Source organism: Streptomyces tatrensis, from assembly GCF_049310065.1.
Lineage (GTDB): Bacteria > Actinomycetota > Actinomycetes > Streptomycetales > Streptomycetaceae > Streptomyces.
Genome location: NZ_JBMDLB010000007.1, coordinates 273,991 through 293,538, shown reverse-complemented (window position 1 = coordinate 293,538; position 19,548 = coordinate 273,991). Strand labels below are relative to the sequence as shown.

Here is a 19,548-nt window from a genome sequence, read left to right as displayed (position 1 = left end):
CAACAGTCTGGTGGTTGGCCGAATCGGGTATCACCAGGCGACGGGGAGCTCCCGCAACCCGTAGACGATGGTGTCCCGTTGGAACACGAGCTGCTCCTCGGGTACGGCCAGCCGCAGGCCGGGGAGCTCGCGCAGCACGGTCTCCAGCATGATCTGGAGCTCGACCCGCGCCAGGGTGTGACCCAGACACTGGTGCGGACCGTGGCCGAAGGCCACGTGCCGGCGCGCGTCCCGGGTCACGTCCAGCTCGGCGGGACAGGAGGCCCCGCCCTCCGGGGCGTCCCCCGCCTGCGGGGCGCCGAAGAGCTTCGGCTGCCGGTTGGCGGTGGACAGCATGCAGATCACCCCGTCCCCGGCCCGGATCGCCGCCCCGCCGACCGTGACGTCCTCGGTGGCGGCGCGGCCCAGGCCCAGGTGGATGATCGTGAGGTAGCGCAGCAGTTCCTCCACCGCCCCTGGAATCAGTGCCGGTTCGGCCCGCAGCCGGGCGGCCTGTTCGGGGCGGCGCAGCAGGGCCAGAACGCTGAGCGCCGCCATGTTCGTGGTGCTTTCGTGGCCGGTGATCAGGAGCATGAAGCCGAGCGAGGCCGTTTCCCGCGCGGACAGGTCGGGCCGGACGGCGAGCCGGCTGAGGATGTCGTCTCCGGGATCCCGCCGCTTGTGTTCGGCCAGCCCGGCCAGGTAGCCCATCAGCTCCCGGTGGGCCTCGGCGGCCCGTCCGGGGTCGGTGGTGTTGTCGAGCAGGGTCCGGCTGAGCGACTGGAACAGCGCGTGGTCCTCGTACGGGACCCCCAGCATGAGGCAGATGACCAGCGACGGGACGGGCAGCGCGAAGTCCGCGACGAGATCGGCGGTCCTGCGGCCGTCGGCGGTCATCGCCCGGGCGGCGGCCTCGACCACGTCCGCGATGGCCGGCCGCAGTTCCTGGATCCGGCGGGTCAGGAAGTCCTTGGCGACCATCCTGCGCAGCCGGGAGTGCTCCGGATCGTCCATCCGGATGAAACTCGGCTGAGCGGTGGCCAGTTGGCGCTGGCCGGGGGACAGGAAGGGGAATCCGGGGGTGCGCGCGTCGGCGCTGAAGCGGGCGTCGGACAGTACCGCCCGGACCTCCTGGTGGCCCGTCACGAGCCAGCAGGGGGTGCCGTCGGGCAGCTCGGCGCGGCTGACCGGCGCCTCGGCGGCGGCCTGCGTGTAGCCGGGCGGCGGGTCGTAGGGGCAGGAGCCGTAAGGGGCGGGGAGGGTGAGCGACCCCGGGGCCGGGCTTCCGGCGGCAGCAGAGGCGTCGGCGGAGGCGGAGGCGTGGGCGTCGGTCGGCGTGGTGGTGACGGTCATGGTGGCGGATCTCATCCGGAGGGGGTTCGGCCGCCGTCGGGCGGGGTGTGGAGGGCGCCGAGCGTGGCGCACATGGTGGCGCACTGCCCGGCGAGGATCAGCAGTTCGATCAGTTGGTCGGGGCGCAGTCCGCCCGCCAGCCGGTCCCACAGCTGCTGCGGCACCGGCTCGCCCGCCGCGAGCGCGTCGGAAGCCTCCAGCAGGGCCAGATCTGCGGCGGACCAGGGGTGTTCGGCAAGGAGCGACGCCGTCGCCGCCACCTCACGGGAGTCCAGCCCGGCGTCGGCGGCGACCGCGCTGTGGCGGTCGAACACGAAGGACCCGCCGCGCCGGTGCGCGGTGCGCAGGACGACCAGCTCCCGCTGACGGCCCGTCAAGGTTCCTTCGTGGGTCAGGACCCGGGCGAGGGAGAGCCAGGCGTGGGCGAGGCCGGGATGGTGGGCGAGGGTACCGAAGAGGTTCACCCGCCCGGGGCCGTCCTTGGCGGATCCGGCCAGCAGCCCGCGCAGCGCGGGCGTCCACTGCTCGGGCGGCAGCGGGGTGATGCGTACGGGGCGCTCGGGCGGTTCGGTGGTCATCGGGCTCACCACCTGCAGACGACGACGCCGGCGCTGGCGCCGCTAGCGAACCCGAACATGCCCACCAGGTCGCCCGGGTGGAGCCGGTCCGAGTTCAGCGCGGTGGCCAGCTGCAGCGGGATGGTGTTGGTCGCGACGTTGCCGTGCGCGGGAAAGGTGGACAGGATCCGCGAAGGGTCCACGCCCACCCAGCCGCATGCCACCCGGGTGAAGGGCACGGACGGCTGGTGCACGCAGACGAGGTCGAAGTCCTCGACGTCCACGCCGAGTTCGCGCACCGCCCCGCGCACCTTGGCCGGCATGCCCTCGAAGGAGGCGACGAGCCGGGCCGAATCGATCTCCAGGCGGCCCATCCTGCGGTGGTTCGCGTACGGATTGGGCAGTGTCGCGGCTTCCCAGCCCCAGGAGTTGGCGAAGAACCGGCTCCCCAGGATGCCGGGCCGCGTGCTCGCGGCGACCAGCACCGCGGAGCCCATGTCGCCGGTGCTCAGGCTCGGCAGGGCGCCCAGCACCTCGTCCGGGTCCGTGACGCTCCAGCGGCTCTCCCGGGTGCTGACCTCGGCGCTGGTGATCAGCACCCGCCGGTACTGTCCGGTCCGGACGAAGGCGTCGGCCACCTCCAGCGCGTTCAGTACGCCGTTGCAGGCGTTCTTCAGATCGAACACCGGGCAGTCCAGGCCGAGTTTGGCCGCCACCACATGGGCGGTGGCCGGTTCCTCCATATCGGCGAGGATGCCGGCGTAGAGCAGCAGGTCCACCTTCCGGGCGGGGGTGCCGCTCTCCTCCAGCAGACTGCGCGCGGCGCGCACCGCCAGGTCGGAGGGCTGCTCGTCGAGGGGGGCCACCGTGCGCTGGTTCAGCCCGTACATGTGCTGGAGCACGCCCCGGGGCATCGGGATGCCCGGGCTGCCCGCCCGGAAGCGGTCCTCGACCGCGGAGACGCACTGGCGCTCCTGTGGTACGTGGACGGTGGCGTGGACGACGGCACTGTGAACGGCCAAGGGTACGAAGCCTTCTGCTGGTGGGGAGGGCGGTGGCGGTCAGGGTGCGGTCAGGAGGAGCACCACGTTGTGCCCGCCGAAGCCGAAGGAGTGGCTGACGGCGGCGCCCACCCGCTGCTCGCGCACCGTGCCGGTCACACAGTCGATGTCGTAGGAAGAGCCGGAGCCGCAACCGGAGCCCGGCGCGGCGAGGTTGGCGATCGGCGCCACCCGGGAGTCCCGGATGGTGAGGGCGGTGAGCGCGGCCTCCACGGCGCCGGCGGCGCCGAGGCTGTGGCCGAGCACCCCCTTGGGGGCGGTCACGCTGGGGCCGTGCGGCAGGACGCGGGCGATGAGTTCCGCCTCGGTGCGGTCGTTGAGCGGGGTGGAGGTTCCGTGGGCGTTGACGTGGTCGACGTCGGCCGGGGACAGCCCGGCCTGGGCGAGCGCCGCCCGCAGGGCCGCCTCGGCGTACTCTCCGCCGGGGGACGGCGCCGTCGGATGGTGGGCGTCCGAGGTGAGGCCGGCTCCGGCCAGGTGCGCGTATCCGCGCCGCCCGCGAGCCGCCGCGTCCGCCGGCCGCTCCAGTACGAGCACTGCGGCCCCCTCCGCGATGACGAAGCCGTCCCGGTCCGCCGCGAACGGCCTGGAGGCCAGGGCCGGCTGGTCCACCCGCCCGGACAGGGCGCCCATCCGGGCGAACCCGGTGGTGACCACCGGGGTCACCGCAGCCTCCGCGCCGCCGGCGATCGCGATGTCGCAGGCACCGGAGAGCAGCAGGTCACGGGCGATGGCCAGGGCGGTCGCCCCGGAGGCACAGGCCGTCTCGGTGGCCAGCGAGGGGCCGTGGGCACCGAGGTCCGCCGACACCTCGCCCGCGGCCATGTTGGGGATGAGCATCGGGATGAGGGAGGGCGAGACCAGGTCGGGTCCCCCCTGGTGGTGGCGCAGGGTCTGGGTCTCCAGATGGGGAGCCCCGGCCAGCCCCGAGCCGATCACGACGGCAACCCGCGCCCCGTCCCAGGAGGTGGGGTCGAGTCCCGCGTCGGCCACGGCCTCACGGGCCGCCAGGACCGCGAGCTGCGTGAAACGGCCCATCCGCCAGGCCTTGCCGCCGCCGATGCGCCCCTGCTCGGGGGTCATGGCGGGGATCCGGCAGGAGAAGTCGACCGGGCAGTCCTTCAGTTCGGGATCGGTGTCCGCCGTCGAGCGGCCCCGGAGCACACCGGCCCAGGTGTCCTCGCGGCCGATCCCGGCCGGGGTGATCAGCCCCAGGCCGGTGACGGCGACGGCGCGGGGGTGCGGGGAGGCCGTCACAGGGCGTCCCGCTCGGTCCGCTTGGAGTGGAGTACGGCCACGAGCTCGCCGATGGTGGTGCGCTTGGCGGCCTCGTGCTCCTCGACCTTCACGCCGAGCTGCTCCTGGAGGGCGAGGGCCAGTTCGGCGAGGGCGAGCGAGTCGAGGTCGAGGCTCTCCAGGGTGGCGTCGGGCAGGACGCTCTCGGGGGAGACTTCGAACTTCTCGGTGAGCACGGTGGTGAGAACGGTCTGGACAGGGGGCATGGCGGAGCGTCCTTCCGGGACGGGTGGTGAGCGTGAGCTGAAGACGGGCAGGGTGCGGTGGGCGGCCGGGAGCGGGCAGCCGGGACCGGTGTGGGGGAGTGGGGGGTCAGGAATCAGGACCGGGGATCAGGTGGCGGCGGGGTCCGGCGCGACCGATCGGGCCCGACCGCTTCGGCGCGGGCGGTGCGGGTGGTGCGGGTGGTGGGGCGCCGAAGGCTGCGCGGGGGTCACGGGGACCCGTGGGAACCCGGCGGGCGGAGGCGGTGGGCGCGGTGGGTACGGGTGGGCGTGGTGGTGAACGAGCAGACCTCAGGGCGCCGGTTCGATGCCGGGCACCGCGCGCTCGAGCCGCGGCCAGAGCACGGCGGCCGACCCCCAGGTGAGCCCGGCACCGAAGGTGGTGAGCAACACCCTTTCCCCGGCGTGCAGTTCGCCGCGCGAAGCGGCGTCGGCCAGGGCGAGCGGGATGGACGCGGCGCCGGTGTTGCCGACCCGCTCGATGTTGGTCACCCGGCGCGGTCCGGGTACGGGCAGGCGCTCCCCGACGACCTTCACGATGCGGGCGTTGGCCTGGTGGGCGCAGAACCGGTCCACGTCCTCGGGCGACCAGCCCGCGTGCTTCAGTACGGTCTGCGAGGACTGGGTCATCCGGGTCACCGCGTGCTGGAACACCTCGCGCCCCTGCATGCGGAAGTGCCGGTCGCCGGGGCCGTAGGACTCCGGGGCCGACCGCTCCCGGGCCCCGCCGCCGCGCACCTCGATCAGCTCGTCGCCCGTGCCGTCGCTGCCGAGGTCGAAGGCCAGGATGCTCCCCGGTTCCCCGTAGCGGCCGCGGCGGAGCACGACTGCGCCCGCGCCGTCGCCGAAGACGATGCCGGCCGAGTGGTCATCGGGGTCCAGGAGGGTCGAGTACAGGTCGGCCGCGACGAGCAGGACCCGGTCCGCGCAGCCGGACAAAAGGGTGCCGGCGGCGGTGGCGAGCCCGTAAAGGAAGCCGCTGCAGGCGGCGTTCACGTCCCAGGCGGCCGCACCGCCCAGGCCCAGACGGGTGGCCAGCTGCGGGGCCATGGCCGGCATGGGCCGGTCCGGGGTGGAGGTGGCCACGAGCACGGTGTCCACCGGAGCGCCGCCCGCCACGGCCAGGGCGCGGCGCCCGGCTTCGAGGGCGAGCTCGCCGGTGGACACGCCGGGGTCGGCGCGGCGCCGTTCGCGGATCCCGGTGCGGCGGTGCACCCAGGCGTCGTCGATGCCCCACGCCGAGGGGAGTCCGGCGTTGGCGACCACCCGGGGCGGGACGTATCCGGCGATGCCCTCCAGCACCGCCGCGGGCGGGGCGGAACGGGTGGCCGTGGTCGTCAACTGGTCTTCTGAGCAAGGCAGGAGGGGAGTCACGCACGTCTCTCAGGAGGGATCTCGGGGGAGCGGCACGACTGTAGGGCGGGTCAAGATCACGGCGGGCGCGGAGGCGCAGGGGAACGGATGTGCTGAACGCCTGGTTCGGCGGCATCGCCGCAGCTCAGGGGCGTACAGGAAGAAACGTTACGGCCGATGGACCATCCGGGGATCGCCCCAAAGGTTGAACTAAATGCGGCTGACCAGGCGTCCTGCTGACGTCGGGAGTGCCGCCGTCCTCGGGACCATCAACCACTTCTACGGGCCGAGGGCAACGGTGTGGAAGGGGTGCCGCTGTTGAACGTGTTGCACACACACCCCTGCCGGGCCTCTCCGTGGCACGCGAAGGCGGGAAGAGGCCGGGAGGGAGCGGACGGGAATGAGGGAGGAAAGGAGGAAAGGAGGAAAGGAGTAGCGGGGCAGCGGAAGGGGGGACGGGCAAGGGTGCCCGTCAGTCGATCTGGAGCTCGCCCATCCGGCTCCAGCCGGAAGCGCCCTCGATGGTGGTGCTGACGATCTCCGGCGTCCGGGTGACCAGCGGGCGCATGGTCTCCAGGGCCGCGCGGAAGTGCCCGGAGGTGACGTGCGCCTCCGCGGCCCCGTCCTGGAACGCCTCGACCAGGACGTAGGTGTCCGGCTCCTCCAGGCTGCGCGACCACTCGAACCACAGGTTGCCCGGCTCGGCGCGGGTGGCTAGCGTGAACTCCGAGACCAGCTCGGTCCACTGGTCGGCGTACTCGGACTTGACGGGGAATTTGACCACAATGAAGATCATTCGTGCATTGTAGGCGCGAGCCCGTCCGGCCCGGGGAAGGCGACGGCGGTGAGCGTCGCCGCGAAGTCCTCCTTGCGCATCCGCTGGTCGACGTAGAGCAGGGCGATGACCAGTTGCGGGAAACTGAACTGGAACAGCGAGCTGATGACACCGCCGAGCAGCATGGTGGCGCCGTAGACGAGGAACCCGAAGACCAGTGTGCCGGTGTCCGGTGACGGACCGCCCGGTTCGGGCAGGACCGGGAAGATCGCGAACATGCCGACGAAGCCGAACGGCATCTGGATGGCGTACCCGACGGCCATGGCCACGAAGTGCCCGAGCAGCGAAATGCCGAACACCCGCCACCAGCCGTCGCGGATCAGCTGCGAGGAGCGCCGCAGGGACGCGACGGGACCCAGTCCTTCGCACACCGCCGCGGCGGGCGCCAGGCTGAACCGGGTCACGATCCACATCGAGAAGGGCACGCACAGGAGCGAGCCCAGGAGGAGCAGGCCGAAGGCGGCCGGCGGGCCGGAGCCGTCCAGGTCCGTGGACATGATGATCAGCGGGATGCAGATCGCGTACAGCAGGAGCGCCGGCCCGCCCGCGATCAGCGCCGTGAGCAGTACGGCGGCGAGCACCGAGGGCAGCCGTGACCAACTGCGGCGCCACATCGCGCCGAAGGACGTGGGGAGACCGAGCACCGCCTTCTGGATCAGCGCGGGGCACAGGGCGCTGAACATCGCGGCGCCCACCGTCATCACGACGAGCAGCACCACGCCCGCCGGTACGAAGGACAGGAACAGGGCCGCCACGTCCGAGCCTTCGGGGTCCTGTCCCGGCGGGAGGCCGAAGACGGCGGAGAACCGGTCGTGCAGGGCCGCGTAGGAGATCGCGAGCGTGGCTGCCACGAGCAGGATTCCGATGCCCTGGACCACGGCCATGACGCCGATCAGGGGCTTCCAGTACCGCCGGAAGGCTCCGAAAGCCCCGTTCATCACATCGCCCGTACCCAGCGGGCGCAAGGGTATGACGCCCGGCCGGGGGGCCGGTGGTGGCATCCAGCCGCCACTCCACTGCGGCGGTACGGGCTGACCCGGGTGGTGACCCCACCCAGTGTGGTGCGACATCGCTGTTCCCCCTCGGATGAAGGGACACGGTAACCCGCAGGTGAAAGCCTCCTGTCAAGGACCCCCGGTCCTCAGCGGGTTCCCCCGCCCGCCCCGTCCAGGGGGACCTCGAGTCCGATGGTCTCGGCCGCCACGGCGACGGCGTAGTCGAAGAACGCGGCCTCGTCCCGGACGCTGTCGTGGGTACGGCTGAAGACCTGGAACACCAGGAGTCCGATCAGGCTGCTCCACAGGACGATCCCGCGCTCGATGACGTCCGAGAACGGAGCCGGGGGCAGGCCGCCGAAGGCCTCCACGGCGGCCGGCAGCAGCAACGGCGGACCGGGCACCGCGCGCCGCGGCGGGGTGAGTTCGCCGCCCGCCAGCCCCGCGCCCACGATGCCGGCGAGGACGCCGGGCGTGCGCGAGGCGGGCAGGACGGTGTCCTGCGGGGCGTGGTAGCCGGGTACGGGCGACCCGTAGATCAGCGTGAACTCGGCGGGGTGCTCGAAGGACCACTGGCGCAGCGCGCGCGTGACCGCGAGCAGCCGCGCACCCGCCGACGCCTTGACGGCGGTGGCGGCCGCGTCGGCCTGCTCCATCGCGGCGCCGGACGCGTCGTAGGCATCGACGACCAGCGCGGTCAGCAGATCGTCCCGGTGCGGGAAGAGGGCCCGCACCTCGGCGAGGGCGCGTCCGCAGTCGCGCGCGAGGGAGTCCAGGGACAGCCCTGCTCCGCCCAGCTCCGCCAGGTGCAGGCGCGCGGTCTTCTTGATCAGCTCTGACAGGATCGCGTCGCCGGATGCCGAATTCTTTGCGTAGTCGTCCATGTCGAAACCGTACCGTTCGGCGGCAACTGCCTTGCGTGCGGCTTCCGTCGGGGCGCCGGCCGAGGGGACCGGCAGGACGTGCCGCCCAAGTGCGCTGATGTCGTCGTACGCGACTCCTCCCCGGGTGCGTGAAGATCGCTCCATGGGATCCACGGACAGGGACTCGGAAACGGACACGCACCCGGGAACGGACACGCACCCGGGAACGGACACGGACCGGCCCGGCCGCATCGAGGCCCACGGCATCGACCACGTCCCGGACGAGGAGCGCCACGGCCGTGCCCGCGAGCTGTTCCCCGTCTGGGCTGCGGCGAACGTGAACTACCTGAGCATGGTGGTCGGCGGCGCCCTGATCCTCATGGGCCTGAGCCTGGGTCAGGCCATCGCGGTCATCGTGCTGGGCAGCCTGTTCTGGGCGCCGATCGGCCTGCTCGCCGTCTCGGGACCGGCCTCCGGCACGCCGAGCGAGGTGATCGCGCGGGCGATGTACGGCATCCGCGGCAACCGGGTGAACATCGCCGTCAACGGCTGGCTGCTCTGCATCTGCTACATCGCCCTCAACCTGGCCGCCGCCGCGGTCGCCGCCTTCGTCCTCGTGGAGAAGGCGGGCATCGACACGAACAGCGGGGTCAAGATCACCGTCGTCGTGGTCATCGCCGCCCTCACCCTGGCCATCGGCGTCTACGGACACGCCACCATGGTGAAGCTCTACCCCCCGATCGCGATCGCCCTCACGGTCACGTTCGCCGTCGTCGCCGTATACGTGTGCACCCGCGCCGGCCTGGGACGCCAGCCCGCCGAACCACTGACCGGCCGCGCCCTGTGGGCCACCCTCGCGGCCGGCCTCACGCTCATCGCCTCGGGACCGCTCTCGTACACCAACAGCGCGGACTTCTCCCGCTACCTGCCGCGAACCACCTCACGGACGGCGGTCGCGGGCTGGACCGCGCTCGGCGGATTCCTGCCCGGAGTCCTCCTCACCTCGCTCGGCGCCCTCGCCGCGACCGTCGTGGACATGGCCGAGCCGCAGGTGTAGGTTCCGGTCACACTTGTCGGCTGGGTGTGTCCTGACCTGTGGTTTTGGTTGGGTGTCCAGACGGTTTGTCGGCGGGTTCGTCCAACGGATCTGTCGGATTCCTCGGGGCGGGGAGGCCGCGGGTCTGGATTTCGTGGGTGGCTGCTCGATGGCCCTCGGGGGTGAGGGTGTAGTAGGCGCGCCGGCGGCCGGCGCCTCGTCCTGCGGGAGCGCGGTTGCGCCAGGATTCGTCGTCTTCAAGGCGGCAGGTCAGCCACCCTGCGTCGCGGAGACGACTGAGCTGGTCGGAGACTGTTCCTTGGGGGAGTCCGGTTCGAGCGTGGATTTGGGTTCCGTAGCTTTCCTCGTCGGCGTGGACGAGGAGGTCGTGAAGGAGCGTGAGGGTCTCTTGACGGATGCGGAGGCGCCGGACGGCGATGTCGTCGAACGGCTTCAGGGGGCTGGGCCGGCGGCGGTATTGGGCAGTGGCTGTCGCTGAGGCGATGGTGGCGGGGTCGGGCATGGGGTGCTTCTGGGCGGGGGTGAGAGCATCGTTCATCAGTTCCCGGATGTGTGGTTGTTGAAGGTGTCGCAGCAGTGACCTGCCGTGTGTGGTTGGGCGTTGAGGCGTCTTCTGGACTGACCGGTGGTAGAGCTGGTGCCCGATGTCGGTTTCCAGTCGCTGGAACTGCACCGTGAGGACTCGTTGGTCGATGTCGAGGTAGCGGCATGCGGTGTTCAGGTTTGGGAAGGCCATCGTGATCTGGAATCGGTGGAGGCGGAGCCAGCCGTGCAGGGCGCCTTCCACGGCCGCTCGAATGGCCCGAGGGATTGAGCGGCCCAGTTTTGCGGTCATCACGGTGCGGCTGTGGACGCCCTGCGGCCGCAGGGTGATGCCCAGTTGCTGGAGCCGGCGGCGGACTGTCTCGTCCGTGGTGCCGATCTGGTGGGCGATGTTGGAGGTGGAGTGTTTGTGGGTGAGGTATTGCTCGCGTAGCCAGGCCTCGTCGATGGGGTGAGGGCGGCGTGAGTGGTAGATCGTCAGGCCGGCCGTGTCGGCGTGTTCGAGCACGATGTGTTTGGGGATGCTGGTCTCGGTGGCGATACGGGTCAGGGTTTTTCCGAGTTCGGTGTACTCGCGTTGGAGGAAGTCCGGGGTCAGAACGCCTTTGGCCTGCTCGCGTAGACGCCATGAGCCAGTCGGGGAGGATCGGCCCCATTGGCGGGGTTCGCGTGGAACGTGTTCGAGCGCGAACCGGATGTGAGTGAGGGTGGTGCCCAGTTCTGACGCTGCGTCGCCGGGCGGGCGTTGTTCGGTGATGACGATGCGGCGGACTTCTTCGAGGCCGATGTCGTCTGGGTGGGGTCCGGGTAGGTCGAGTCCGTCGGCCAGTGTCTGGGGAGGTTCCCAGGTCAGGGGTTCGTCGATGTCCAGGCGGTGGAGGACGCCGGTCGCGTGGTCGCGAAGAGCGTCGCGCTGCGCGAGGGTCAGTTCGGCCGAGAAGGTCAGGTAGCGGGAGCGGTCGCCGGCTGTTCGGATCGCGAGGGGGTGGCGGGGATCGTTGAGGTCCGCTCCGGTCAGCAGGTGGTGCAGGTATCGCTGGGCGTTGCGGTATCGGGGTGTCTGCGTGGTCTTGGTATTGAGCTGTTCGCCGGGCTGGGTGCCGGTGGCGAAGCACAGTTGCTTCCATTGGTCTGGGGTGATGGGGGCGTCCGGAACGAGACGACGGCGGCGGTCGTAGTCGATGGGGCTGCCGTACTCGTCGAGGTAGTGGGCGATGTCGCAGATCGCGGTGAGCACGTCCGGGTGGCCGCTCTTCAGGGCGCGTTGAAGTGTGATGGTCATGAGATTCGGCAGGTGGGGGCTGAGGCGGTCGGTGATCTGGCGTGCGGTGAGCCGTGGCTGCCCGGGAAGGAGAAGGAGGGCCGCGGAGATGCCGCGGAAGAAGTGCTCCACCCCTTCGTGAGGCATGAACCGGACGGCCCAGCCGGGCCAGAGGAACTGAGGGACGTGTCGGATGCGCTCGGTGGGCTGCTGGCTGCCGTGGCCGGGCAGCCCGGCACGCAGGGTGGTGGAGGAGAACCGGACCCGGTCCAGCGCGCCCATGGTGTCGTCCGTGGCGCGCAGGAAATGGCGGTGCGCGTCCGGGGAGAGGTGGGACCACTGCCCGACGGTCATGCCGCGGGGAATGATCTTGCTGCGGGTGTCGTGCCTGGCCCGCAAGTTGCGGATGGCTGTGATTGCTGTGGCGTCGTTGTTGCCTGCGAGGAACGGCAGTGCGGTGTGGGCGATGACGCCGTGGACCGCGGCGGCCAGGGGCTGGCCCAGCCGCGCGGGTCCTGTCGTGGCGAGAGTGCTGTGACGCCAGTGACGGCGGATCATTTCACCCATCGGTGCGAGTTCGGTGTCGTCGATGACGTGCATCAGCCATGGAGTGCAGCGGTTCAGGTCCGTCCAGAGGGAACGGGGCGTGTCCGCGGCGGTCAGTAGTTCGTCGATGCTGTTCTGCGTGGTCAGCAGGGGGTGCCCGGTGTCGAGGGTGAGGGCGGGGACGTCCGTCAGGCTGGTGCCGCAGCCGGGTTTGCTCTTCCCGCGGGTGCAGGTGCCGGCGGGATGGCGGTGGGTGTGACCAGGCATTTGGATACGCAGTCCTTCGCCGCAACCCGGGCAGGTGTCGTGGAGGAGTGAGCCGTGCCGGGTGCAGGCGAATACCCAGGGCAGCCACCAGTTCATGAGCCAGCGGCCGTCCCGTTCGGCCAGGCACTGGGGGCAGAAGCGGCAGCGTCGCTGCTGCTGCGGGCCGAAGGGGAAGGAGTCGCCGACCACGGCCGTATTGAGGCGGCCGGCAGGCAGGCCGGCCTGGGTCTCGATGCGCCGCAGGGTGGTGACCGGCAGGCTGGTGATCAGCTGCCGGGTCAGGACGGTCTTGGGTAGGCCCAGCGTCCGCAGCGTGGTCGCCATGGTGATGCCGTAGCGGCGGCCCAGGGCCTCCACCCAGCTGTCCAGCCCTTCGCCCGGCATGACGGCCACGCGCAGAGGAAGCGCACGGGTCTGGTTCATGACACGTCCTCGAGGGGGGAACGAGTCCCGGCGTGGGCCAGGGCGGCGGCCAACTGCTTGCGTGCCTGCTCGGACGCCTCGTCGAGACGAACGTTGTCGAGGACCTCCTTGCTGATGGACTCGGTGCCCGTGCGGATCGCCCGGTAGCAGCCGCGCATGAGGAGGGTGAAGTACGAACCGATGTGCCCGCTGGTGCGTTCGAAGAGGTAGTCGGCGTTGCGCACCAGCATGCCTGGGCGGTGCCCGGCCAGGACGAGCTGCTGCTCGGTGGCCTTGATCAGGCTTCGCCAGTGGCGTCGGCCCTCGTCGGACTCCAGCTGGAAGGGCTCGACCCCGAGCCGGGTCCATCGCCGGGCGGTCTGGGCCAGGACGGTGTTCTTGCCGGTGAGGCCGTCGGCGAAGAACCGGCGCTCGGCCAGGCCGACGCCGACGTAGATGAACGTGACCGGAAGCTCGTTCGCCAGCCACTTGAGGTGGTTGGAGACGGCCAGGCCGTCGCGGCGGTCGAGGTCGATGAAGTGGATGTCGTCGATGATCCCGAGCTGGGTTTCGCAGGACAGTACGCAGTCCAGGGCATGACTGGCCAGGGAGGCGGCGTTGGCCCGGTCGGTGGCCGGGTGGCCGTAGTACTCGCAGATCATCCGGTTCAGGGTTCGCAAGGTGGTGTTGGAGGTCAGGCCCACGCGGAAGACGGGGATGCGTTCGTGTCCGGCGTCGGTGACCGGAGACAGCCGGCGCATCTGCTGGCGGTCGAAGACGCGGCCGTAGAGGTTGGCGATGGTGGTCTTGCCCAGTCCGGGCAGGGCGTCGATCACGGCGGCGGCGCGGATGCGGTCACCGTCCTGCCGGTTGCTGGCGACGATCTGTTCGAGTTCCTCGTGGACGGCTGCGAGCTGCGGGGTCTGCACGATCCCGAAGTTGGCGTGCCAGTCGTGCCGGGCATCGTTGTAGTCCTCCAGAGCGCTCTCGCCCAGGGCGGCCAGCTGGAGTCGGCTGAGTGTCTCGGGCCGCTGCCGGGCAGGTGTGTCGGCGAAACGTCGCCAGCCTTCCTTGCGGGAGAGGCTGAATTGGTTGGGCTGCCTCACTCGATCACCTCGAATGCGTCCGCGTAGAAGTCCTCGCCCTCCGGCGCGTCGAACAGCTCGTCCTCGTCATCGACGTCGCCCGCGGGCAGCTCCGGCACCAGGCGCAGGGCGGCCGGCAGCACCGGACCGGCATGGTCCTCCGGCAGCGCGGGCAGGGCCAGAGCCGAGCGCTCGGCCGAGAGGCGGACCGCCATGCGGCGTTCGCGCCGGTCGGTGACCATGCCCTGATCCCAGCGGGCCAGCAGATCAGCCAGGGCCTGGGAGGCGTCGATGTGGCGTCCTTGCCGTGCGGCGAGGCGCCGGGCGTAGGTGGCGGCCTCACCACTGAAGGGCATGTTCAGCGCGGGCGCGTGTTCCCACTCCAGCGCATGCCAGACGGCGGCATCGTCCGGGTCCCGGAAGTAGACGAACCGTACGTCGTCCGGATTCACGTGGATCGGCCACTGCCTGCTGCCTGCCCCGTAAGGGCTGGCCGCATTGCCCAGCCCGGCCAGGACCGGGCCGTTGTAGCGCAGGCCGTCGACCTCGACGCCGTAGTGCTGGATCGTGCGAGGCTTGACCGCCAGGAACTCGAACGCCAGCTCATGCCGAGCCGGCATGCGCAACCGGCCGGCCCGGCCCAAACCGATCCGCAGCATCTCCAGAGGCGACAGTGACAGCTTCGGCCACTGGGGGATGACCAGCCCATCGTGCTCACGCCGGTGATAGACCTCACCGACCCATTCGCGGACGATCTCCTCGACCTCGTGGACGAAGAAGAACGCCTGCCCCGTGACATCCTCGCCGCGACTGTGGACGTCAGGTCCCTTGTAAGCGGGCAGGTGCTGGATCAGCCCCTCACGCAGTGTCCGGAAGAAGCGCTCGACGGTCGGCTTGTCCGTGGGCTTCTTCGGCTGGGCCGGCTGGATCGACATCCCCAGCCGGGTGCATACCCCGATGACATGGGCAGACATGAACGCCCTCCCATGATCGATGACCAGGGTCTCCGGAGGACACAGCCCCCTGCCCGGCTGCAAGTCCTCCTCGGTGAACACCACTTCGTCCCACAGCCCGTGGTAGGGAGCCAGCTCCGGCCGGGCAGCATGGTCCAGCGGAGGGCAGACCGCTTCGAACAGCACCCCGGCCACATCGACGGCCTTGGTGGAGCACGCGGTCACCCGCAGGCCGACGATGCACCGGGTGAACAGGTCCTGGGCGACCGTCAGCTGCAGCGGGACCCACCGGCAGGTCACCGGCTCCATGGCGTAGACGTCCAGGTCCTGGGTGTCGAGCACGACGTACTCGCCCGGCCGGGTCGCCCGCAGCCGCCCGTAGGCGCCCTGGGGCCGCTCAGCGATCGACCGGCGGGCTTTGGCGCTGCCGGAGACCGCGTTCGTGCCCCTCGTCAGCCGGGCCAGCCGCCAGTAGGCCGTGCTCCGGGGCGGGACTGTCACCGTGCCTTTGCCGTACTCGGCCTCCAGCCGTTCCTCGACCCGCCGCAGCAGGGCCGACCTGGTCGGCGTCGAGGCGGTGACTGTCTCCGCCATCACCCGGCGTACCGCTTCTTCCCACCGGGGATCCACTCGGCCGGCGCGGCCTTTCACGGCCCGTGCGTCGATGAGCCCCGCCTCGCCGCCCTCGCGGTAGGCATTCAGCCACCGCTCCAGCGTGCGGGGCGAAACGTCCAGCTCAGCGGCCTTCGCTGCCGTCCGGTCCTTCAGCGGTAGGCCGGGTGCGAATCCAGGCCGGGGCTCGGCGGGCAGAGCACTGCCCGGATGGCCGGAACGGTAGCCGGAAAGCACCTCGCGCACGTGTGCGGCGCGTTCCGACAATGCCTCGCGCTGGAGCGACGAAAGCCCGGCGAGCAGCACCCCGGCCCCATCGTCCGTCCCTTCGGCGTCCACCGGCCGGGCCCCGGCCGCCAGACGCCCCAGCGAGAGAGAACTGAACTCGTCGGTCCGCTCGTTGCGCAGCGTCGTCGTCAGCCCCTCGATGCAGACGACCTCGACGACATCGCCGCCGAAGAACAGCCGAGCCCCCGGAACCAGCGTCATCGCGTACCCGCTCATGAAGCCCCCCGAACCCGGGTAGCCCGGCCGAGCGGAGCATTCAGGTCCGCCGCCAATGCCCCTGCCCAGACCAGGTGCAGGACGACAGGGCGGACGGCTTCAACCGGATACTGCGGGGCCAGTGTGGACTCGACCGAGCCGATCGTTGCCCCAGCCCTGGCGGCCTCCAGCACACGGGCTGCCAGCGACATCTCCACGAGCTCGTGCCGCCGGTAGCCGGCCAGAAACCGTACGTTCTCCAGCACCGAGGCCTCAGCCCCTGACCATGTCTCGTAGGCCCAGCCACGGCGGGAACACAGCTGGCGTGTCCAGTCGAACTGTGAGATCACCTTGGAATCCTTCATGCGAGAGGGTGCTTTGACGTCCACGACGGTCACCAGGCCATCGGCGTGGACGAAGAGCAGATCCGGGACGTGACGCCGGATGCGGTCGCCGTCTCGGCCGGTCAGCTGGAACGGCTGGGCCGCGATCTCCACGACCGTGCGATCGAAATCGGCGAGCAGGATGCGGGCCAGCTCCAGCCGGCTCTCGTAGGCCACCAGCCGGCCCGTGGTCGCGGCGTAGTACCAGCCTGAGTAGTGCTTCTGCCCGCGGTACCAGCGGAACTCGCGTACCGGCAGACCGCCGGCCACCTCGTCCACCGGAAGCCGGTCGAGATCCGCCTCGGAGAGGCGTCCGTCCGGTCCGCGGTATGTGGCCCGGACTGTCCAACTGTCTGTCGTACGCGACTTGCCCAAACCGGTGGCCACGGCGGCCCCTTCGTGTCCGATGTCGTCGACACCACGACACTGGCCGCCACCAGCAGTAACCTGAGTAGAAAGCCGGACAAACCAAACGAAAGACTGGACCGCAGGGCGCCAGCGTGACGTAGACCGCGTACCGAGTAGGTGTCCTGTCTCAGCGCATCTGTCAGATGATGGGCCTCCGACCTGCAGAGTTGCCATGTCGTTTGAGAACGCTGATCGCTCAGGTTCTCAAACGGCACGGCTTTCGCGGAAGTCGCGCTCGCGGTAGAGGTAGAAACGCCGGTAAAGGTGGCCAGGCGGGCCACGGCCCTGCAGAGATCGGTGTGGCCCGCCGCCGTCTGTTGGTCGCAGCCGGGGTACTTCAGGTTTGGTTTCCGATCCGGAGCCTCAGCTGTTGGCCAGTGCGCGGTCGAGAAGGGGGAGCAGGCGGTCCCAGTGGCGCTGTAGTCCGGCGGGGTTGAAGGCGTCGGTGTCGGACATGGTGAAGCCGTGGACGGTGCCGGGGTAGATCTCGGAGGTGTAGTCGACCTTCGTGGCGTCCAGTGCCCGGTTGAGCTCGCCCAGGGCCTTGGTTGTCAGGTCGCTTTCGGCGTGGCCGAAGTGGACCTGGGCGGTGATCTCGGCGAGGGCGTCGGGCCCGTCCGCGCCCACGGGACCGTGGAATGCGGCGAGGGCGGCCACCTGGCCGGGGTGGGCCGCTGCGGTGCGCATCGCCAGGAGGCCGCCTATGCAGTAGCCGGTCACCGCGACCGGCCCGGCGGCGACCTCGGGCTGGGTGGTGAGGAACCTGAGGTAGGTGTCGGTGTCACTCAGGACGCGTTCGGCGGTGTGCGCCTCGATCAACGGCATCAACTGGGCCATGATCGCGGGCCGGACCTCTTCTCCGATGTGCTCGGGAAGGTCGATCACCGGTGCCGGGCCGTGCCGGTAGAAGATGTTGGGGACAAGCACGTAGTACCCGTGCCCGGCCAGTTCGCGGGCCATCTCCCTCAGCACGGGCCGGATGCCGAAGCCGTCCGCGTACATCAGTACACCTGGGTGCTGCTCGCCGTTGTCGGGGAAGGCGGCGAAGGCGTCGGCCTGACCGTCCGTGGTGGGAATCTGCAGCGTCTTGATGGGCATGAATTCTCCTGTCGTGGTTGATGTGTAGAGCCTGTGATCAACACGACGGAGGCGGAGCCCGCGCAGCAGCGCAAGATTCTCGATCGAACAGCGGGCCCGCACCGGCCCGTACGGCGCTCAGAAGAGCGCCGGGTCACCAATCCGTGTGTGGCGCAATGCCGTCCCGGTAGTCATGGCCGCAGAGCATAGCCCACCGGGCAAAAGCCGACGTCAGCACCCCAGTCCACAGTGCGGTTCACGAGGATGATGTCGGCCAACGCCTCGGATCCTGATCCCAGGTCGTCACGAAGTCCAGCAGCGGACGCCGCCGACGCCCACGGGCAGCGTCCACGTACGACAACTCGACGCACGGCCCACCCACTCCACTCCGGCCGCGATGCACCGAGAATCCGACACATCGCTTGAGACTTCGTGAGAATCCGCCAGCTTCAATGCGACAGGACGGTAGGGGCTCAATCGAGCTGGTCGGACGACAAGTTGATGACAAGTCGCTTGGACACCGACATCTCTAATTGGAACCTACAGCAGGCCGGGCTGGGGAGCATCCTGCCCTCCTGGTTCTCGCCCGTGTTCCTGTTGGCGATCGTGCTCGGCACGATCGCCAACAACGCCATGACCGCCTACAGCTCCGGCCTCGCCCTCCAGGCCATGGGCGTCCGCGTCCGCCGCTCCGCCGGCGTCCTCGTCGACGGAGCGCTCGGAGTCCTGGTGACCCTGTACGCGCTGCTCGTCTCCAACTTCCTCGACACCGTCGGCAACCTCCTCCAGCTGACCGTCGTCGTACTGGGCCCCAGCACGGCCGTCTACGCGACCGACATCCTGCTGCGCCGCTGCCGCTACGACGGCCCCGCACTCGGCGACGAGACCCCGGGCAGCCCCTTCTGGTACACCGGCGGCGTCAACTGGGCCGGAGCGCTGGCCCTGACGGCGGGCATCGCGGCGGCCGCCCTCTGCGTGGACACCCTGTACACGGGCCCCGTCGCGCGGGCCCTCGACGGCGTGGACCTCTCCCTCCCCGCCGGCATCGCCGTGGCGGCCTCCCTCTACGCGCTCCTGATGCACCGCTCCGTACGAGGCCGGCCCACCGCCGCGCCGAAGGCCTGACCGGGTACGCGACTGTCCGGCCCCAGCCCACCGGCACCGGCTCACCTCAACCACACCGAACTGGAGCTCGACCAGCGCATGAGCCGACCGATGCCGGACGCCGTCCGACCCGTACCGACACCCGGGCCGGTGCCCGGGGTGGAATGGGTCGACCTCGTGGACACCGATCCGATACGGGCTCTGGAGTCGTTCGTCCTCGGCTGGTTCCCCGCCGAGGGGGCGGCGCCGGCCGACGCCGGGAGCACGGCGGGCGAACCGGACAGCCTGCCCCGGGCCCTGTCCGCCTTCAACCGCTTGGCCCGCCTCCGCCCGGCGATCCACAGGTTCCACGACCCGGTGCTGAGGCATCCCGAGCACGTCTCCGGGCCGCTCGGCGACCGGCTGGTCTTCGCCGAGTGGGCGGGAGGCTCCATGGACTGGTCCATCCCGTGGCCACCACGAGGCCCGGACAGAACAGACCCCCTCGTCTGGCACACCGAAGAACCCGGTGGCGATCACGCGGAAACCATTCTCGAAGAGGAGCCCCTGAGCCGCTTCCTCCTGCAGTTCACCCTCTTCGGAGCCTGGCTGGCCGCCCCCTACCACGCGGGGACCTACGTCATGCCGACTGCGCGTCTCGACGTGCTGTGGGACACGCTGCGTCCCGTCCCACTGAGTCCGTTCCTGCCTGCCTACCAGGGTGAGAAGTTCTATGTGACCCCGGGACTGATCGCGGCGGTCAGCAGCGACGAGCACGAGGCGACCGTGAGCTTCGGGGCGCTCCACCGCGGGACCCTGACACCACTGCTCGAACACGGGTTCCGCTGGGTTCGCTTCGACGGATGATGCAC

At 70.4% G+C, this 19,548-nt stretch carries 15 protein-coding genes and 2 pseudogenes; 3 read left to right on the top strand and 14 right to left on the bottom strand.

Going from position 1 to position 19,548, the window contains the following annotated elements; all coding sequences use genetic code 11:
- Window positions 1-30 precede the first annotated feature (30 nt).
- The 9 genes from ACODT5_RS05080 to ACODT5_RS05040 form a co-directional block, all read right to left on the bottom strand.
- On the bottom strand, window positions 31-1,332 hold the full coding sequence (locus ACODT5_RS05080; RefSeq protein WP_422517981.1) for a cytochrome P450: 1,302 nt from the start codon (window positions 1,330-1,332) through the stop codon (window positions 31-33).
- Between the two features lie 11 nt (window positions 1,333-1,343).
- Complete coding sequence (locus ACODT5_RS05075) at window positions 1,344-1,910, bottom strand: carboxymuconolactone decarboxylase family protein (RefSeq protein WP_422517980.1); 567 nt, start codon at window positions 1,908-1,910, stop codon at window positions 1,344-1,346.
- Between the two features lie 5 nt (window positions 1,911-1,915).
- Entirely contained in the window at window positions 1,916-2,911 is a 996-nt protein-coding gene (locus tag ACODT5_RS05070; RefSeq protein WP_422517979.1) for a 3-oxoacyl-ACP synthase III family protein, read from the bottom strand.
- Window positions 2,912-2,950: 39 nt separating this feature from the next.
- Window positions 2,951-4,207, bottom strand: a complete 1,257-nt coding sequence (locus tag ACODT5_RS05065) for a beta-ketoacyl-[acyl-carrier-protein] synthase family protein (RefSeq protein ID WP_422517978.1) — start codon at window positions 4,205-4,207, stop codon at window positions 2,951-2,953.
- Window positions 4,204-4,452 (bottom strand): phosphopantetheine-binding protein, encoded by a 249-nt coding sequence (locus ACODT5_RS05060; RefSeq protein ID WP_422517977.1) that lies wholly within the window; start codon window positions 4,450-4,452, stop codon window positions 4,204-4,206. Before ACODT5_RS05060 ends, ACODT5_RS05065 begins: the two co-directional genes overlap by 4 nt.
- Window positions 4,453-4,761: 309 nt before the next feature.
- Window positions 4,762-5,811 (bottom strand): beta-ketoacyl-ACP synthase 3, encoded by a 1,050-nt coding sequence (locus tag ACODT5_RS05055; protein ID WP_422517976.1) that lies wholly within the window; start codon window positions 5,809-5,811, stop codon window positions 4,762-4,764.
- A 484-nt stretch (window positions 5,812-6,295) separates the two neighbouring features.
- Window positions 6,296-6,619 (bottom strand): putative quinol monooxygenase, encoded by a 324-nt coding sequence (locus ACODT5_RS05050; RefSeq protein WP_422517975.1) that lies wholly within the window; start codon window positions 6,617-6,619, stop codon window positions 6,296-6,298.
- Complete coding sequence (locus tag ACODT5_RS05045; protein ID WP_422517974.1) at window positions 6,616-7,596, bottom strand: DUF7847 domain-containing protein; 981 nt, start codon at window positions 7,594-7,596, stop codon at window positions 6,616-6,618. The genes ACODT5_RS05050 and ACODT5_RS05045 overlap by 4 nt, the downstream gene beginning before the upstream one ends.
- 203 nt (window positions 7,597-7,799) lie before the next feature.
- Window positions 7,800-8,537, bottom strand: coding sequence for a TetR-like C-terminal domain-containing protein (locus ACODT5_RS05040; protein ID WP_422517973.1), 738 nt, complete (start codon window positions 8,535-8,537; stop codon window positions 7,800-7,802).
- Between the two features lie 142 nt (window positions 8,538-8,679).
- On the opposite strand from ACODT5_RS05040, the pseudogene ACODT5_RS05035 reads away from it, so the two are divergent.
- A pseudogene (locus ACODT5_RS05035) lies at window positions 8,680-9,567 on the top strand (purine-cytosine permease family protein); the annotation flags it as partial.
- A 13-nt stretch (window positions 9,568-9,580) separates the two neighbouring features.
- Here the strand turns inward: ACODT5_RS05035 and ACODT5_RS05030 are convergent.
- From ACODT5_RS05030 to ACODT5_RS05010, 5 genes are all read right to left on the bottom strand, one after another.
- On the bottom strand, window positions 9,581-12,613 hold the full coding sequence (locus tag ACODT5_RS05030) for a TniQ family protein (RefSeq protein WP_422517972.1): 3,033 nt from the start codon (window positions 12,611-12,613) through the stop codon (window positions 9,581-9,583).
- Window positions 12,610-13,698: a TniB family NTP-binding protein gene (locus ACODT5_RS05025; RefSeq protein WP_422517971.1), complete on the bottom strand. Its 1,089-nt coding sequence runs from the start codon at window positions 13,696-13,698 to the stop codon at window positions 12,610-12,612. The genes ACODT5_RS05030 and ACODT5_RS05025 overlap by 4 nt, the downstream gene beginning before the upstream one ends.
- Window positions 13,695-15,746 (bottom strand): helix-turn-helix domain-containing protein, encoded by a 2,052-nt coding sequence (locus tag ACODT5_RS05020; protein ID WP_422517970.1) that lies wholly within the window; start codon window positions 15,744-15,746, stop codon window positions 13,695-13,697. The genes ACODT5_RS05025 and ACODT5_RS05020 overlap by 4 nt, the downstream gene beginning before the upstream one ends.
- A complete protein-coding gene (locus ACODT5_RS05015; RefSeq protein WP_422517969.1) occupies window positions 15,743-16,387 on the bottom strand; it encodes a TnsA-like heteromeric transposase endonuclease subunit in 645 nt (214 codons plus the stop codon). The genes ACODT5_RS05020 and ACODT5_RS05015 overlap by 4 nt, the downstream gene beginning before the upstream one ends.
- A gap of 492 nt (window positions 16,388-16,879) precedes the next feature.
- Window positions 16,880-17,614 carry a dienelactone hydrolase family protein gene (locus ACODT5_RS05010; RefSeq protein WP_422517968.1) on the bottom strand — a complete coding sequence of 245 codons (735 nt, stop codon included), beginning with the start codon at window positions 17,612-17,614 and terminating at the stop codon, window positions 16,880-16,882.
- 525 nt (window positions 17,615-18,139) lie between these two features.
- On the opposite strand from ACODT5_RS05010, the pseudogene ACODT5_RS05005 reads away from it, so the two are divergent.
- A pseudogene (locus ACODT5_RS05005) lies at window positions 18,140-18,718 on the top strand (cytosine permease); the annotation flags it as partial.
- 78 nt (window positions 18,719-18,796) lie between these two features.
- Complete coding sequence (locus ACODT5_RS05000; RefSeq protein WP_422517967.1) at window positions 18,797-19,543, top strand: hypothetical protein; 747 nt, start codon at window positions 18,797-18,799, stop codon at window positions 19,541-19,543.
- The last annotated feature ends 5 nt before the right edge of the window (window positions 19,544-19,548 follow it).

What these genes read in the sequence shown, in the direction of transcription:
- ACODT5_RS05080 (WP_422517981.1), bottom strand. Translation starts at nt 1,332, where the DNA reads ATGACCGTCACCACCACGCCGACCGACGCCCACGCCTCCGCCTCCGCC.
- ACODT5_RS05075 (WP_422517980.1), bottom strand. Translation starts at nt 1,910, where the DNA reads ATGACCACCGAACCGCCCGAGCGCCCCGTACGCATCACCCCGCTGCCG.
- ACODT5_RS05060 (WP_422517977.1), bottom strand. Translation starts at nt 4,452, where the DNA reads ATGCCCCCTGTCCAGACCGTTCTCACCACCGTGCTCACCGAGAAGTTC.
- ACODT5_RS05050 (WP_422517975.1), bottom strand. Translation starts at nt 6,619, where the DNA reads ATGATCTTCATTGTGGTCAAATTCCCCGTCAAGTCCGAGTACGCCGAC.
- ACODT5_RS05045 (WP_422517974.1), bottom strand. Translation starts at nt 7,596, where the DNA reads ATGAACGGGGCTTTCGGAGCCTTCCGGCGGTACTGGAAGCCCCTGATC.
- ACODT5_RS05040 (WP_422517973.1), bottom strand. Translation starts at nt 8,537, where the DNA reads ATGGACGACTACGCAAAGAATTCGGCATCCGGCGACGCGATCCTGTCA.
- ACODT5_RS05030 (WP_422517972.1), bottom strand. Translation starts at nt 12,613, where the DNA reads ATGAACCAGACCCGTGCGCTTCCTCTGCGCGTGGCCGTCATGCCGGGC.
- ACODT5_RS05020 (WP_422517970.1), bottom strand. Translation starts at nt 15,746, where the DNA reads ATGAGCGGGTACGCGATGACGCTGGTTCCGGGGGCTCGGCTGTTCTTC.
- ACODT5_RS05010 (WP_422517968.1), bottom strand. Translation starts at nt 17,614, where the DNA reads ATGCCCATCAAGACGCTGCAGATTCCCACCACGGACGGTCAGGCCGAC.
- ACODT5_RS05000 (WP_422517967.1), top strand. Translation starts at nt 18,797, where the DNA reads ATGAGCCGACCGATGCCGGACGCCGTCCGACCCGTACCGACACCCGGG.